Source organism: Bradyrhizobium sp. JYMT SZCCT0428 (assembly GCF_018131075.1).
In the GTDB taxonomy this organism is placed as follows: domain Bacteria; phylum Pseudomonadota; class Alphaproteobacteria; order Rhizobiales; family Xanthobacteraceae; genus Bradyrhizobium.
Window position 1 is genome coordinate 137730 of sequence record NZ_JAFCLS010000001.1, and the last position, 15951, is coordinate 153680.

At 62.7% G+C, this 15951-nt stretch carries 15 protein-coding genes; 12 read left to right on the top strand and 3 right to left on the bottom strand.

Going from position 1 to position 15951, the window contains the following annotated elements:
• Positions 1-115: 115 nt before the first annotated feature.
• Together JQ575_RS00760 and JQ575_RS00765 are read right to left on the bottom strand one after the other, a co-directional pair.
• Positions 116-634 (bottom strand): biotin transporter BioY, encoded by a 519-nt coding sequence (locus tag JQ575_RS00760; protein ID WP_212031589.1) that lies wholly within the window; start codon positions 632-634, stop codon positions 116-118.
• A 141-nt stretch (positions 635-775) separates the two neighbouring features.
• Positions 776-1963: a pyridoxal phosphate-dependent aminotransferase gene (locus JQ575_RS00765; RefSeq protein ID WP_212031362.1), complete on the bottom strand. Its 1188-nt coding sequence runs from the start codon at positions 1961-1963 to the stop codon at positions 776-778.
• A 237-nt stretch (positions 1964-2200) separates the two neighbouring features.
• Here JQ575_RS00765 and JQ575_RS00770 point away from each other — a divergent pair, with 237 nt between their 5' ends.
• The 10 genes from JQ575_RS00770 to JQ575_RS00815 all read left to right on the top strand — a co-directional run bounded on the left by JQ575_RS00770 (position 2201) and on the right by JQ575_RS00815 (position 12285).
• Complete coding sequence (locus JQ575_RS00770; protein WP_212031363.1) at positions 2201-3601, top strand: M48 family metalloprotease; 1401 nt, start codon at positions 2201-2203, stop codon at positions 3599-3601.
• Positions 3602-3710: 109 nt separating this feature from the next.
• Complete coding sequence (locus JQ575_RS00775; protein WP_212031364.1) at positions 3711-4478, top strand: DsbA family protein; 768 nt, start codon at positions 3711-3713, stop codon at positions 4476-4478.
• Between the two features lie 137 nt (positions 4479-4615).
• Entirely contained in the window at positions 4616-5548 is a 933-nt protein-coding gene (locus JQ575_RS00780) for a hypothetical protein (RefSeq protein WP_212031365.1), read from the top strand.
• Between the two features lie 203 nt (positions 5549-5751).
• Positions 5752-6459 (top strand): DUF1236 domain-containing protein, encoded by a 708-nt coding sequence (locus JQ575_RS00785; RefSeq protein ID WP_212031366.1) that lies wholly within the window; start codon positions 5752-5754, stop codon positions 6457-6459.
• A 235-nt stretch (positions 6460-6694) separates the two neighbouring features.
• A complete protein-coding gene (gene aroQ / locus JQ575_RS00790; protein ID WP_212031367.1) occupies positions 6695-7162 on the top strand; it encodes a type II 3-dehydroquinate dehydratase in 468 nt (155 codons plus the stop codon).
• Positions 7163-7230: 68 nt separating this feature from the next.
• Positions 7231-7722, top strand: coding sequence for an acetyl-CoA carboxylase biotin carboxyl carrier protein (gene accB, locus JQ575_RS00795; protein ID WP_212031368.1), 492 nt, complete (start codon positions 7231-7233; stop codon positions 7720-7722).
• A gap of 24 nt (positions 7723-7746) precedes the next feature.
• Positions 7747-9108 (top strand): acetyl-CoA carboxylase biotin carboxylase subunit, encoded by a 1362-nt coding sequence (gene accC, locus JQ575_RS00800; protein ID WP_212031369.1) that lies wholly within the window; start codon positions 7747-7749, stop codon positions 9106-9108.
• 119 nt (positions 9109-9227) lie between these two features.
• A complete protein-coding gene (locus JQ575_RS00805; RefSeq protein WP_212031370.1) occupies positions 9228-10760 on the top strand; it encodes a CHASE3 domain-containing protein in 1533 nt (510 codons plus the stop codon).
• Entirely contained in the window at positions 10757-11197 is a 441-nt protein-coding gene (locus JQ575_RS00810; protein WP_212031371.1) for a response regulator, read from the top strand. Before JQ575_RS00805 ends, JQ575_RS00810 begins: the two co-directional genes overlap by 4 nt.
• Positions 11194-12285: a sensor histidine kinase gene (locus JQ575_RS00815; protein ID WP_192739820.1), complete on the top strand. Its 1092-nt coding sequence runs from the start codon at positions 11194-11196 to the stop codon at positions 12283-12285. Before JQ575_RS00810 ends, JQ575_RS00815 begins: the two co-directional genes overlap by 4 nt.
• Positions 12286-12333: 48 nt before the next feature.
• Here JQ575_RS00815 and JQ575_RS00820 read toward each other — a convergent pair whose 3' ends face one another.
• Positions 12334-13305 (bottom strand): tripartite tricarboxylate transporter substrate binding protein, encoded by a 972-nt coding sequence (locus JQ575_RS00820; protein ID WP_212031372.1) that lies wholly within the window; start codon positions 13303-13305, stop codon positions 12334-12336.
• A 115-nt stretch (positions 13306-13420) separates the two neighbouring features.
• Between JQ575_RS00820 and aat the strand changes: the two genes are divergently transcribed.
• Positions 13421-14101 carry a leucyl/phenylalanyl-tRNA--protein transferase gene (gene aat, locus JQ575_RS00825; protein ID WP_212031373.1) on the top strand — a complete coding sequence of 227 codons (681 nt, stop codon included), beginning with the start codon at positions 13421-13423 and terminating at the stop codon, positions 14099-14101.
• Positions 14102-14288: 187 nt separating this feature from the next.
• Complete coding sequence (gene ccoN / locus JQ575_RS00830) at positions 14289-15947, top strand: cytochrome-c oxidase, cbb3-type subunit I (RefSeq protein WP_212031374.1); 1659 nt, start codon at positions 14289-14291, stop codon at positions 15945-15947.
• Positions 15948-15951 lie beyond the last annotated feature (4 nt).

Below are 15951 nucleotides of genomic sequence, written 5' to 3' on the forward strand. Positions count from 1 at the left end.
GTCTACTCCCGTTCGACCTGCGGCGTTCTGCCACACCCCCCGCCCGCTAGCACAGCCAAATTATTTCGGCCAGCGGAAATCGGGGGGCGTTGCGCCGGTGTCCGAACGGGTTCGGTCAGCGGCGGTCGAATGGGCGGCGGAACAAAGGTACGAGCGTAGCGCCGAGCGCGTTCTTGATCAGCGACGCCGCGATGAACGGCGCTATGCCGACCAGCCAAGCTTTTTCAACGCCGAGCTTGATGCCAAACGCCAGCCAGGCAAACCCGGCCGCGAGAATGATGACGTGGCCAAGTCCCATGGCGATGAAAAGCAGAGGTACTGACCGATCCCAGCCACGCTCGCTCAGCCATCCCGTGACGAAGGCCGCCGCCACGAAGCCGTAGAGATATCCGGCCGTGGGCCCGAGCAACGGCGCAAGACCGCCGACGGGGCCTGCGAATACCGGAAATCCGATCGCGCCTTCGGCGAGATAGGCCACGACCGTTGCGCTGCCGAGGCGCCAGCCATAGGCCGCCCCGATCATCAATACGACCAGAGTCTGCAGCGTCATCGGCACATAGGGCAAAGGCAGATTGACCTTCGCCGACAGGGTCAGCAGCGCGGTTCCCCATGCAATCAGGATCACACTGCGCATCAGTCCGGAGCGACTTACGGGATGCGGCCACAGAATGGCGGCGAGCGGAAAATGCGGTGCAACGACAGGCTGAGATGTGTCGGACAAGATGGTTCCCCGATTCAGATGACAGATATGGATGATGATGGTGGCTGACTCGCCCTACCCAAGCCAGCGCGCAATGCGGCTCACGGCTTCGTGCATCTCGTCGGAAGAGCGTGCATAGGAGAAGCGCACAAAGGCACGTCCGTGGATCGGGTCGAAATCGACGCCGGGCGTGGCCGCGACGTGGGCTTTCTCCAGCATCCGGCTGGCGAATTCAAAGCTGTCGGACGTGAATTGCGAAACGTCGGCATAGAGATAGAACGCGCCGTCGGCCGGCAGGAAATTGGTCAGGCCGGCCTTCGGCAATCCATCGATCAGGATGCGGCGGTTCTCCTGATAACCGCGCTTGATCGCTTCCATTTCCGCCGTCCCCTCGAACGCGGCCTCCGCTGCGATCTGCGACAGCGTCGGCACCGAGATCGACAGGTTCTGCTGCAACCGTTCGATCGGCCGCACCAGCGGCTCGGGCACCACCATCCAGCCGACCCGCCAGCCGGTCATGCAGAAATATTTCGAGAACGAATTGATCACCAAGGCCTGCGGCGACAGTTCGGCGGCGGACACCGCGGGAAATGCGTAATCGAGGCCGTGATAGATCTCGTCCGATATGAAGCGAATGCCGGCGCTCTCGGCCGCCGCCATCAGGCTGGTGAGCGCTTCGCGGGACATCATGGTTCCCGTCGGATTGGCGGGACTGCCGACCAGCACGCCCCTAAGCGGCGTCTTGCGATGCGCGGCCAGCAAGGCTTCGCCGGTCAGCGCATGCCGTGTCTCGCTCGTGGTCTCGATCAGTACAGGCTCGCAGCCGAGCGCGGTGAGGATGTGCCGGTACGGCGGATAACCGGGCACGGTCACCGCCACGCGGTCACCCGGTTCGAACATCGCCAGGAACGCGAGGATGAAGCCGCCCGACGAGCCCGTGGTGACCACGATCCGCTCGGGCTCAACGCTGCAGCCGTAAGTATCGCGGTAGTGACGGGCGATGCGCGCGCGCAGTGAGGGAATGCCGAGCGCGGAAGTATAATCGATCCGGCCATCGTCAAGCGCGAGACGTGCCGCCGCCAGCGCCGTCTTCGGAGCTGGTGCCGCCGGCTGGCCGACCTCCATGTGAATGACGTGGCCGCCGGCCGCCTCGATCCGGGCCGCCGCCGCCATCACGTCCATCACCATGAAAGGTGGAACATCGCTCCGGCTGGAAGCCGTTAGCAGGGTTTTAGCGCGGTCCTTAAGAGTCGATTCGAGCATCGCTATCTGCAATTTGATCTGATAACGCCGGTTTCGAGTTCCGGCACCGGTTACCGCCCCAGACTGGCCGTATTCGGTGGCTCCTTATAGCGCTTTCAAGCCAAGTGGATACCGGTCCGCGGGAAGAAAAAAGCGTCAAAACAAGAGACTGGCGTTCGGTTCTGATTTAATCAGGGCTGCCCGGCCCGACCGCCGATTGACTGCCAGTTCCGCCGCTAACGCCCAATAGATTGCTTCATGTTGTTCCGCCTCGCGCACCGCAAAACGACGCTGAAACTGACCGCCCTCGCCACAGCGGCCGCGCTTGTCATGACGCCGACGCTCGCCGCGGCCCAGAACAAGGGCCCCCCGGTGCTGCGCGATACCGAGTCGGAGCAATTGCTGCGCGACTACACGAGGCCGATCCTGCGCGCCGCCGGCATGGAGAAGCAGAACATCCAGATGGTGATCATCAACGAAGGCGTCTTCAACGCTTTCGTCGCCGACGGCCGTCGCATCTTCGTCAACTATGGCGCGATGATGCAATCGGAGACGCCGAACCAGATCATCGGCGTGCTGGCGCACGAGACCGGCCATCTGGCCGGCGGTCACCTCTCAAAACTGCGCGAGCGGCTGGCGGAAGCGCAGACCCAGATGATCATCGCCATGCTGCTCGGCGCCGGCGCCATGGTGGCGGGCGCGCGCGGCGGCGGCAACAGCGGCCTGGCCAATGCAGGTGCGGCCACGATGTCGGCACCCGCCGAGGTGATCAAGCGCACCCTGCTTTCCTATGTGCGGCAGCAGGAGGAAAACGCCGACAAGGCCGGCGTGAAATTCCTCAATGTCACCGGCCAGTCGGCCCGCGGCATGTACGAGACCTTCAAACGCTTCTCCGACGAGAGCCTGTTCGCGGCGCGCGGCGCCGACCCCTACGTGCAGTCGCACCCGATGCCGGCCGAGCGCGTCCGCGCCCTGGAAGAGCTCGCCCGTTCCAGTCCCTATTGGGACAAGAAGGACGACCCGGCCCTGCAAATGCGCCACGATATGGTGCGCGCCAAGATCTCCGGCTTCATGGAGCGGCAGGACACCGTGTTCCGACGCTATCCGCTGTCCAACACCAGCGTGCCCGCGCGTTATGCGCGTGCCATCACCACCTACCTGCACGGCGACCTGCGCAGCGCGCTGGCCCAGATCGACAGCCTGATCCAGCTGCAACCCGCCAATGCCTATTTCTACGAACTGCGCGGCCAGGCTTTGCTGGAAGGCGGCAAGCCGGCCGAGGCCATCGCGCCGCTGCGCAAGGCCGTGCAGCTTTCCAACAACGCCCCGCTGATCGAGATGCTACTTGGGCAGGCGCTGGTGGCGTCCGACAACAAGGCCTACACCGAGGAGGCGATCGCCATCCTGCGCGCGGCGCTGGCGCGCGAGACCGAAGCCCCGATCGGCTACATGCAGCTCGCGATGGCCTATGGCCGCAAGGGCGACTACGCGCAGGCGGATCTCGCATCGGCCCAGGCCGCGTACCTGCGCGGCGACAACAAGACCGCACGCGATCTTGCCTCGCGGGCCAAGACGCGGTTCGCGATCGGGACCCCGGGATGGGTCAAAGCTGACGATATTGTGAGCGCCAAACCGCTTCCCGGCCAAAGAAGCAACTAGCGCCGCTACCGGAAATAAACTGAGTTGCACTACAACCGAACCTGAACAGCTATTCCAAGTGCCGGCCTTCATGTGAACGGCCCGGAACTCGCCACCCAAGGATTTACCGATGCCTTTGCTCCGTTACCTTGCTTCCGCCCTGTTCGCGATCGCCCTGTGCGGCGCGTCTTTGCCGGCTTCCGCGCAGAGCTTCTCTGATGTCCAGCGCAAGGACATCGAGACCATCGTCCGGGAGTACCTGATCGCCCATCCCGAGGTGCTGGAAGAGGCGATGGCCGAACTGACCAGGCGCCAGTCCGCCGTCGAAGCCGAGAAGCATCAGGCCGGCATCGCCAAGAACGCCAACGCGATCTTCAACTCGCCGCGCAACGTGACGCTCGGAAACAAGGACGGCGACGTCACCTTCGTCGAGTTCTTCGATTACAATTGCGGCTACTGCAAGCGCGCGATGCTCGACATGATGGAATTGATCAAGGGCGATCCCAAGCTGAAGGTCGTGCTCAAGGAATTCCCGGTGCTGAGCACAGGTTCAGTCGAAGCCGCCCAGGTCGGCGTCGCGGTGCGGATGCAGGATCCGACCGGAAAGAAATATCTCGACTTCCACCAGAAGCTGCTCACCGGCCGCGGTGCCGCCGACAAGGCCCGCGCGCTTGCGGTCGCCAAGGAAGCCGGCCTCGACATGGCCAAGCTCGAAAAGGATCTGGCAAGCCCCGAAATCCGCGCCACGCTCGAGGAGAACATGAAGCTCGCCGAAGCCATGGGCATGAACGGCACCCCGAGCTATGTGATCGGCAAGCAGGTCGTGATCGGCGCGGTCGGCGTCGAGACCCTCAAGGAAAAGATCGGCATCGCCCGCTGCGGCAAGGCGACCTGCTGAAGCCAGACGCCGGGTATCATTCGACGGACCAAATCCGGCTGCATCGCAGCCGGATTTTTTTTGCCCGCACGCTTGCTGCGACTGAACCGCGGCGACGCTGCCGCCACTAAGAGGGCTCCAACCAACAGGACCCCCGCATGAGCCTGGCGCCGCCAACCACCGCTTACGACCTCGAACTGCTCACGACCGCGCCCGCCCGCGGCACCGATACCGATCACGGCTGGTGCTACGGCCTGCCGCCCGGAATTAGCGAGAGCCAATGGCCGCTCAGCCCGTATGACGGCTTTCCGATGCAGCCCTGCTTCACGCTGAAGCTGCCCGAGCAGTATCGCACCAAAGGTGCGGACTATGTCGCACTCACGATGTTCGCCGATCAGCAGCATGACGAGCCGAGCGAGATCAAAGCGGTCGCCGAATATCTCGCCGCGGAAACGCCGGAGCGCCCGGCCGATGCGAATTTGCTGCCGTACTGGATCTACAAGCAGAACCGGCATCCGATGGAATTCCGGATGGAGGACATCATCGGCCACAATTTTGCGGCGATCTGGCTGACGGAAGCCGAGTTCGCAGGCCCACTCTGTCAGCCCCCTCGCCTCATTGGCAATCCGCTATTGCAAAGCAATCCGCCGCCGCCCTGGCTGGAGCTTGGCACGGCACGCGCCTGCTTCGACCTCCACAGCGGCAGCTATGACAGCGTCGAGGAGATCCTCAACAAATATTGGTACCGGCTGTTCGGCCGCGTGCCTGAGATCGGCCACCACGCCTACGGCATCGCAATCGCGGTGCGCGACGGCGATCCCAATGTGGGCCGGCCGCCGCGCGACAACATTTTGCACAAGGGCGAACTCGGCGCCTACATTCCACCCCACACCAAGGCGGCCGAGCCGCTCGATCTGCCGCGGCTGGCGGGACGCAATCATCTCGGTGGCACCATGTTTCCCTACCAATGGACGCCGAAATACAGCGCGACCTATCTCGAGATCGAAGAGCACTTTGGCGGCTTCAATTTCGGCGGCGGCAACGCGCAGCTCGATCTCGAAACGATGGAGTTCGACTGGGCCTGCGGTTAACAGCGTTTTCTAGCGAAAGCCTGCCCCGCACTTGATGCGGGGTGGGCAACCGGTACGGGTCAAGAAAACGCCTCTTGCCAAGTTGAGTTTCAAATTCACCCCGCATTCATCAAACTAATCTGATGGAACCGCGATTGGGCAGGAACATCGCACATCTCCTTTCGTTGTCGGTGCGGGCAATGCATCCACGTGAGGAGAATTCTATGTCTAATCGTTTTCTGATTTCTGCCGCCGTCGCGGCACTGATCGCCGGAACGGGCTTTGCAAATGCGCAGGGTACCGGCATGAGCAAAGAGTCGCCGTCGGCTGGTCCCGCGACCCAGCAGACCGCACCGTCACCGGGCGGAGCTGGCACGATGCAGCGCGATCCCGGCGGCGCTTCCGACATGAAGGGCGCAAAGGGCGCGGAGTCCAACGAGAAGATGCCGTCCAGCAAGAGCGCGCAGGACACCAAGTCGCCGGCGGGTGAGAAGTCGAAGAGCATGAGCTCCGAGACCGAAACCAAGGGCGGCAAGGACATGAAGGCCGAGGGCCGCGACAGCAAGACCGGCATGGACAAGAGCGCGACCGACAGCAAGACCGGCACCGCCCAGACCAAGGGCGCGGCCGACACCAAGGCGCAGACCACGGGCAACGCCGCGACTTCGGCGACCGCGGCACCTCCGGCTGAAAAGCGCTCCCAGATCACGACCGCGATCAAGTCGGAGACGAGCATCAAGGAAACCACCAACGTCAACTTCAATATCTCAGTTGGCACGCGGGTTCCGAGTTCGGTCCAGTTCCACCCGCTTCCGCCCCGGATCGTCGAGATCTATCCGGAGTGGCGTGGCTATCAGGTGATCCTGGTGGGCGGCCGCTACGTCATCGTGCGCCCGCAGACGCATGAGATCGTCTACATCATCGAAGGCTAATCGCTTTCAAAGCAGGCGACGTTTTTGGGGGTGGGCACAATTGCCCACCCCTTTCGCGTCATGGAAGGCACCCTTTAACCTTGGTTAATGAGCGATTTCCGTAGGTTCCACAGGCCTTTTTACGAACCGGATGAGGCGCTTGAAGGGTGTTCAAAACCCCCATCAGGCTTCCCCTTGGCCGCGTTGTTACCTATAACCCCCGCGACCTACCCACCCCCTTTTGCTGGAATTCTGGATGGCCCAGGCCCCTGCCCCGACAATCCTTGTGCTCAACGGCCCGAACCTCAATTTGCTGGGGACGCGCGAGCCCGAGACCTACGGCCACGCCACCCTCGCCGATGTCGAGAAATTGTGCGCGGAGACGGCCGCTCAATTCGGCCTCGTGGCCGATTGCCGGCAGTCCAACCGCGAAGGCGAGCTGATTGATTTCATCCATGAGGCCCGCGCCAAGCAAATGGTCGGCATCATCATCAATGCCGGCGGCTATTCCCACACCTCGATCGCGCTGCATGACGCGCTGGTTGGAGTGAAAATCCCGACCGTTGAAGTGCACATCAGCAATATCCACGCCCGCGAGAGTTTCCGGCACCATTCGTTCACCGCCAAGGCCGCCTTCGCTTCGCTGTGCGGGTTCGGCATCGACGGCTACCGGCTCGCTATCAACGGCCTTGCCGCCAAAATCGGCGTCAAGGCAACAGCCTGACATCAAGAGCCCGCATCAAAAGCCTGGCGCTTCAGCCGTCATCACCCAGAGAATTCCGGACCCCGCATATGGCGAGCAAGCCTGACACCAAATCAGCCGCAAATTTCAAGAGCGACGACAGTGCGCTGATCCGCGAACTGGCGTTGCTGCTGGATGAAACCAGCCTCACCGAAATCGAGATCGAGCGCGCCGGCCTGCGGGTGCGCGTGGCGCGCAACATCACCGTCACAGCTTCGATGCCGGGCAATTACCAGCAGGCCCCGTCGGCGCACGCGGCATCGGCCGCGAACGTGACCCCGGCGGCGATCGCCGATCTCGCCAAACATCCGGGCGCCGTCCCCTCGCCGATGGTCGGCACCGCCTACTCGGCGCCCGAACCCGGCGCCAAGCCGTTCATCGAGGTCGGCACCAAGGTATCGGTGGGACAGACCCTGTTGATCATCGAAGCCATGAAGACGATGAACCAGATTCCATCGCCGCGCGCGGGCACCGTGACGCAGATTCTCGTCGAGGACGGCCAGCCGGTCGAATTCGGCGAGCCGTTGGTGATCATTGAATAGAATCCGTCAACGTCAGGCGCTGCGATGTTCGACAAGATCCTGATAGCCAATCGCGGTGAGATCGCGCTGCGCGTGCTGCGCGCGTGCAAGGAGCTCGGCATCTCCACCGTCGCCGTGCATTCCACCGCCGACGCCGACGCGATGCATGTGCGGCTGGCCGACGAAAGCGTCTGCATCGGACCGCCGCCGTCAAAGGACAGCTATCTCAACATTCCCTCGCTGCTCGCGGCCTGCGAGATCACCGGCGCCGATGCCGTGCATCCCGGCTACGGCTTCCTGTCCGAGAACGCCCGCTTCGCCGAGATCCTCGCCGAACACAATCTGCATTTCATCGGCCCGAAGGCCGAGCACATCCGCCTGATGGGCGACAAGATCGAAGCCAAGAAGACCGCCAAAAAACTCGGCATTCCCGTGGTGCCCGGCTCCGACGGCGCGGTCGGCCCCGAAGACGACGCGATGGCGATCGGCAAGGCGATCGGCTTTCCGGTGCTGGTGAAAGCCGCTGCCGGCGGCGGCGGGCGCGGCATGAAAGTCGCGCACACCGCCGATGAGCTGTTGATGGCGCTCTCGACCGCCTCCAACGAGGCCAAGTCCGCGTTCGGCGACGCTTCGGTCTATCTCGAGAAATACCTGACCAAGCCGCGCCACATCGAAATCCAGGTGCTGGGCGACGGCCGCGGCGGCGCCATCCATCTCGGCGAACGCGACTGTTCGCTGCAGCGCCGCCACCAGAAGGTCTGGGAAGAAGGCCCCTCACCGGTTCTCTCTGCCGCCGCACGCGCCAAGATCGGCGCCACCTGCGCCAAGGCGATGCAGGACATGAAATATCTCGGTGTCGGCACCATCGAGTTTCTGTACGAGGACGGCGAGTTCTATTTCATCGAAATGAACACCCGCATCCAGGTCGAGCATCCCGTTACCGAAAGCATCACCGATATCGACCTCGTGCTGGAACAGATCCGCATCGCCGCCGGCGGCGACCTGCCGGCGACGCAGGACGAGATCACCATCATCGGCCACGCCATCGAGTGCCGCATCAATGCGGAAAATCCGCAGACGTTTCGTCCCTCGCCGGGCAAGATCACGCAATTCCATCCGCCCGGCGGCCTCGGCGTCCGGATCGATTCCGCCGTCTATCAGGGTTACGTCATCCCGCCCTATTACGACTCGCTGGTCGGCAAGCTGATCGTTCACGGCAAGACCCGCGGCGAATGCCTGATGCGGCTGCGTCGCGCGCTGGACGAGATGGTGGTCGAAGGTATCGAGACCACCCTGCCGCTGTTCCGCGCCCTGGTCCGCGAGCCCGGCATCATCGACGGCGACTACCATATCCATTGGCTCGAGCAGTATCTCGCCGGCCAGGCGGACAAGACCAAAACGTCCTAGCCATGCGCTGAACCGGCCCTGCTGCCCGTGGAACCAATCGTTCCCCCGGGCGTTGAGCGGTATTGGGGGCCTGTTTGGCAGGGGCGGTTTGTTTCGTTTGTTCATGACGCGAGATCATTGTGAACACTAAAGCCCAGCGCCGCCGCGCTTTGGGGCAAATTCTGCTGCTTGCGGCGGGGTTTTCGGTGCTGGTGGCAATCAGCGCCTTGTCGGTCATTCTTGTTCATGAGGCCCGGAAGGACAGCGGCAAGGTCGTGCACACGGTCGAGGTCGAGAACCAGCTTTCGACCTTGCTATTGCAGATCCGCCGCGCCGAAAGCTCGGCGCGCGGCTATCTCCTGACCTCGGAGCCACGCTTCCTGACCGAGCACGAGTCCGCCACCGCGACCATCCTGCCCGATATCGAAAAGCTGACCCGGCTGACTTCGGACAATCCGGTCCAGGCCGAAAACATCCGGCAGTTGCGGCCGCCGGTCGAAGCCCGGCTTGCCGAATTTGCCAAGGCCATCGCATTCGTCAAACGCAACGATCTTGCCGGCGGCATCGCAATGCTGCGTGAGGCCGGCGCCAGCGACTCCGTCCGGAAGATCGGCGAGCTCAGCAACGCGATGCGCGCCGAGGAGGACCGGCTGTTCGCTCTGCGCACCGCGACCGCGGACCGCACCCAGCAACTGGCTTCGGCGGTGACGGTGGCGGGATCCGGCCTCGTGATTGCGCTCGCCGGCATCTCGATCTTCCTGGTGCGCCGCTCCTCGCGCGCCCGCGACGATGCCGAAACCCAATTACGCGACAACAATATCAACCTCGAGACCACGATCGACGAGCGCACCGCCGATCTGCGCGAAGCCAATGACGAGATCCAGCGCTTCGCCTATATCGTCAGCCACGATCTGCGCTCGCCGCTGGTGAATATCATGGGCTTTACCAGCGAACTTGAGGAACTGCGCGGCGACATCTTCAAGCGGATCGCGACCCTGGCGCGCGCGCAATCGGCCGCTCCGGCGACAGCCGATAACGCCACCGATAGCGCCGAGCCCGTCCTCGAAGGACCCGACAAGCAATTGTCGGAAGACTTCACCGAGGCGCTGGGCTTCATCAAATCCTCGATCGCCAAGATGGATCGGCTGATCTCGGCCATCCTCAACCTCACCCGCGAAGGCCGGCGCGAATTCGAACCGGTGCGGATCGAAACCCGCGAACTGATCGAAGGCATCGTCGCGACGGTGGCGCATCAGGCCGCGGAAGCCGAGGCCCAGATCCGGATCGAACCGCTGCCGAACATCGTCAGCGACCGTCTGGCGCTGGAGCAGATTTTCTCCAATCTGATCGAAAACGCGCTGAAATACCTCAAGACCGGCGTTCCCGGCGACATCCAGGTGCGCGGCCGCACCAAACTCGGCTTTGCCATTTTCGAGATCATCGATAATGGGCGCGGCATTGACCCCAAGGACCATCAGCGCATTTTCGAGCTGTTCCGCCGCGCCGGAACCCAGGACAAACCCGGGCAAGGCATTGGCCTTGCGCACGTCCGCGCGCTGGTGCGGCGGCTCGGCGGAACCCTGTCGGTCGCCTCGGAACTTCACAACGGCAGCACATTCACGATTACACTGCCGATCAATTGGACCATTCGTAACCGGAACACACAGTCATGAGTAATCCAGTCACCATCATCATGATCGAGGACGATGAGGGCCATGCCCGCCTGATCGAGCGGAACATCCGCCGTTCCGGCGTCAATAACGAGATCATCCCGTTCACCAGCGGTACAGCCGCTCTGAAGTACCTGTTCGGCAACGACGGAACGGGCCTCGCTCACAAGGGCAACGCGCTATTGATCCTGCTCGATCTCAACCTGCCCGACGCGTCGGGCATCGATATCCTGAAGCAGGTCAAGGACAACAAATATCTCAAGGCGACCCCGGTCGTGGTGCTGACCACGACCGACGATTCCCATGAAATAAAGCGTTGCTACGACCTCGGTTGCAACGTGTACATCACCAAGCCGGTGAATTACGAAAGCTTCGCCAACGCCATTCGCCAGCTTGGCCTGTTCTTCTCCGTCATCCAGGTACCGCCAGCCGCCACATGACAACAGCCACGCCGACACTGCTGTATATCGATGATGACGCCGCATTGGCGCGGCTGGTCGATCGCGGCCTGACGCGGCTCGGCTTCAAGGTGGTGCATGCCGCCGATGGCCAGCAGGGCCTCGACCGCCTGGCGCAAGGCGGCATCGACGCCATCGCGCTCGACCAGTATATGCCGGGTCTCGATGGCCTCGAAACGCTGGAGCGGATTCTGGCGATCCCGGGTGCGCCGCCGGTAGTATTCGTCACGGCCTCGCAGGATTCGGCGATTGCCGTCACCGCGCTGAAGGCGGGCGCGGCGGACTATCTCGTCAAGGACGTGCAGGGCGAGTTCATTCCCCTGCTCCAGGTCGCCGTTAACGGTGCGCTGCGGCAGGCGGAGATTCAAAGAGCCCGCGATGAGGCCGAGGCCGAAGTCCACGCCTCGCGCGACCGCTACGCGGCGCTGGCCGCCGAGCGCGAGGTGCTGCTGCGCGAAGTCAATCACCGCGTCGGCAACTCGCTGCAGATCATCGCCTCGCTGCTGCACCTGCAGGCCAATTCCACGACCCAGGACGACGTCAAGGCGGCGCTCACCAATGCGATGGGGCGCGTCGCCGCGGTCGCCCAGGTCCATCGCCGGCTCTATACCTCGCACGATCTGAAGAGCGTGCTCTTGAACCAGTATCTCGAGGCGCTGCTGGAAGACCTGCGGCGGTCGGCCGAGGGCAATCGGATGTCGCGGCTGACGCTGAAGGCCGAACCAATCGAGATCGACCCCGATCGTGCGGTGGCGATCGGCATCATCGTCAATGAGCTGATCATGAACGCCGTCAAATACGCCTACCCCGACGGCGCCGGCCCGATCCACGTCGAGCTCAAGCCTCTCGGCGACGAACTCCTGCTGTCGATCACGGACGACGGCGTCGGACTCAACGTCAAGGCCGATCCACGTTCTACCGGCATGGGACAGCGCATCGTCTCGGCCATGGCATCAAAGCTCGAAGCCGACGTCGCGCGCGATCCTGACCATGCCGGCACAAAGATCGTGCTGCGCTTTGCCCGCGTCAACAAGCCGGCGCCGCGGCCGAATGAAGCCGCGGCTGGGTAATATGCCCTGCGGAATTCTGAACCGCGACCTGCTAAAAGCGCGTTCAGCTTAGGTCGGCGCAAGTCCAGCCTCGCGTATAATCGCTGCGTTCTCTTCGAATTCCTTCTTCTGGAAGCTCGCAAAGCCCTCCGGACTGGCGGACCCCCGGAGCTCCAAACCTTCCTTGGCGAGTGCCTGTTGCAGCGATTTGTCCCCTATCACCGTTTGGATCGCCGCGTGCAGCCGTGTCACGACGGCCACAGGGGTTTTCGCGGGTGCGAAGAGGCCAAACCATCCAACCGAATCCAATCCCTTGAGGCCAAGTTCGTTGGCTGCCGGAATATCCGGCATGACAGAGGAGCGCTCCGCGCTCGTTGCGCACAGCGCCACAAGTGCACCTGAGTTGACATGCGGCAGGATCGTAGGCGGCGTTCCGATGATCATCGGAATGTTGCCACCCAGAACGGCGGTAACGGTTTCAGCGCCGCCCTTGAAGGGAATATTGACAAGCTTGATCCCGGCGATTTTGGAGATCTGGACGGCCGGTATCTGGAAGCCGACGTTGGACGTACCGTAGAACACGCCATCACGCTCGCCTTTTGCTTTCGCCAGGAATTCTGCCCAGTTCTTCACGCCATACCCGGCTGATACGGCCACCAGACTCGAATTCGTTGTAACCTGGGAAATCGGCGCAAGCGCCGTCAGTGGATCATACGATAGCTTCAGCATCGTCGGCGCGATCACCTGGGAGACGTTCGCGCCGAGAAAAAGCGTATGTCCATCCGGTTCGGCGCGCAGGGCCTGCACGGCCGCGAGTGTCGAAGATGCGCCAGGAACGTTCTCGATCAGATGCTTGGCGCCCAGTACTGCATCGAGGCGATGTGCAAATTGGCGCATCGTCAAATCGGCTGAGCCGCCCGGAGGGAATCCGACAAGAAAACGGATGATTTTTGATGGGTACTGCTGCGCGCGTGCGGCGGTGGGCAATACGGCGGCTGCAGCGGTCGAAATCGAGCCTTGCAGGAAGCGGCGTCGGTTCATTTTCTTTCCTCCAGTCCTTCCGGCGGCCGTACTTCTTTTTTTCCCGGTATCCAGGCCGCGCCGCCGCTTTTTCAAGGCATAGCACAGGCCACCCGCTCCCTGCTATTCTCCCGCCATGACATCGCGCGAGTCCGCCGTTTCCGAAATCACGCCCGAGGTGCTGCTGCGCGCCTATGCCTGCGGCATCTTCCCGATGGCCGAAAGCGCCGACGACCCCACCCTGTTCTGGGTCGAGCCGGAAATGCGCGGGGTGATCCCGCTTGACGGCTTTCGCATCGCCTCGCGGCTTGCTCGCACGGTGCGTTCGGACGCCTTCACCGTCACCGTCGACACCGCCTTCAAGGCGGTCATTGCGGGCTGCGCTGCGCCGCAGGCCGGGCGCGACGATACCTGGATCAACAAGCGGATCCGCGATCTCTATGGCGGGCTCTACCAGATCGGGCACTGCCACAGCGTCGAGGTCTGGCAGAACGACGATCTGGTCGGCGGATTATATGGCGTCAGCCTGGGCCGCGCCTTCTTCGGCGAGAGCATGTTCCACACCGTCAGAGACGCCTCGAAGGTGGCGCTGGTGCATCTGGTGGCGCGGCTGATCGCGGGAGGGTTTGAGCTGCTCGACACCCAATACGTTACGGAGCATTTGAAGAGCTTTGGCGCGGTCGAAATTTCCAGGCGCCGCTACCGCACGATGCTCGACAGGGCGATTGCGGGCGAGCCGGCGGACTTTTTGAAGTTGCCGTCCGATGGGCCGGTCCGCGGCGCCGACGCGCTGGCGATCATCGCGGCGCGCGGCTGAAGCCTGGACTTTGGCAGTGGAGCCTGTCCTTTCGGACAGTATCGACTGTACTATTCCCGGTTTAGTCTCGGTTTAGGGGTTTGGGGCACCCGAGCCGAAAAAATCCTTAGGTCCGCGGCCAATGAAGGATATCCTTCGCTGGTCGCTGAACTTGCTGGCATCCCGCTCCCGAAGAGTGCTCCTGGCCATGATCGCGCAGTTGACAAGATACGAACGGCAACTTGCACTTTTCATCCTGCTGGCACTGTCCATATGCGGACTTGCGATGGCGGTGGCCGGAACGGGGGATGCCCTTGGGGTTCACGGCGCCATCGTGCTGCTGGCCGCCATTGCCGGCACATTCTGGGTCATCTCCGGGTACTACGAGCCAGAACCTTCCGACGATCGTCTGGACCGCTATTTCGACGATCCCAGCCGGTTGGGCATCATCCTCGCGATGGTTTGGGTCGTAGCCGGACTTTTCGTCGGCGACTGGATCGCGTGGCAGCTCGCCTATCCGGACCTGACGTTCGACGCTGCATGGTCGAGCTTCGGGCGCCTCCGTCCCGTGCACACATCGGGTGTGATCTTCGGCTTCGGCGGTAATGCCCTGATCGCAACCTCGTTCTATGTCCTGCAGCGGACCACGCGCGCGCGCCTGCCCGACCAGTTGAGCCCGTGGTTCGTGCTGCTGGGATACAATCTGTTCTGTGTCATCGCCGCGACCGGCTATCTGATGGGCGTCACGCAGTCGAAGGAATATGCCGAACCGGAATGGTATGCGGACATCTGGCTGGTGATTGTGTGGGTGACCTATTTCATCATCTACCTGCGCACACTGGTTCGCCGCAAGGAGCCCCATATCTACGTTTCGAACTGGTATTACATGGCCTTCATTCTGGTCGTGGCGATCCTCCACATCGTCAACAATCTGGCGATCCCGGTATCGCTCGGCCATGCCAAGAGCTACTCGGCATTCTCCGGCGTGCAGGATGCGATGACGCAGTGGTGGTACGGCCATAACGCCGTCGCGTTTTTCCTGACCGCCGGCTTCCTCGGAATGATGTATTATTATCTGCCTGTCCGTGCCGGCCGCCCGATCTTCTCCTATCGACTGTCCATCATCAGCTTCTGGGGCATCACCTTCATGTACATGTGGGCGGGCTCGCACCACCTGCACTACACGGCATTGCCACAGTGGGTGCAGACGCTCGGCATGACGTTCTCGATCATGCTGCTGGTCCCGTCATGGGCCTCGGCCGGCAACGCCCTGCTCACCCTGAACGGCGCCTGGCACAAGGTTCGCGACGATGCGGTCCTGCGCTTCATGATGGTCGCGGCGGTGTTTTACGGCCTGGTCACCTTTGAAGGCTCGTTCATGGCCATCCGTGCGGTGAACTCGCTGTCGCATTACACGGACTGGACCGTCGGCCACGTCCATGCCGGGGCGCTCGGCTGGGTCGCGATGATTACATTCGGCGCGATCTATGCCTCGGTGCCGTGGCTTTGGAAGCGCGAGCGGATGTATTCCGCCAGGCTGGTCGAAGTGCACTTCTGGCTCGCGCTTGCCGGAACGGTCATTTACGTTTTTGCGATGTGGAATTCCGGCATCATCCAGGGCCTGATGTGGCGGACCTACAATGAAAGCGGAACGCTTGCCTATTCGTTTGTAGAGTCCTTGGTCGCGATGCGTCCCTATTACATCGCTCGCGCCATCGGCGGGCTGCTATTCCTGATTGGGGCGCTGGTCGCCTGCTACAACATCTGGATGACGATACGGACGGCCGACCAGCCGGCCGACCAACGGCTGGGTGACCATCCCGTGCCGGCGCTTGCAGGCGGCACCGCGCCTCAACCGGCGGAGTGAGCAG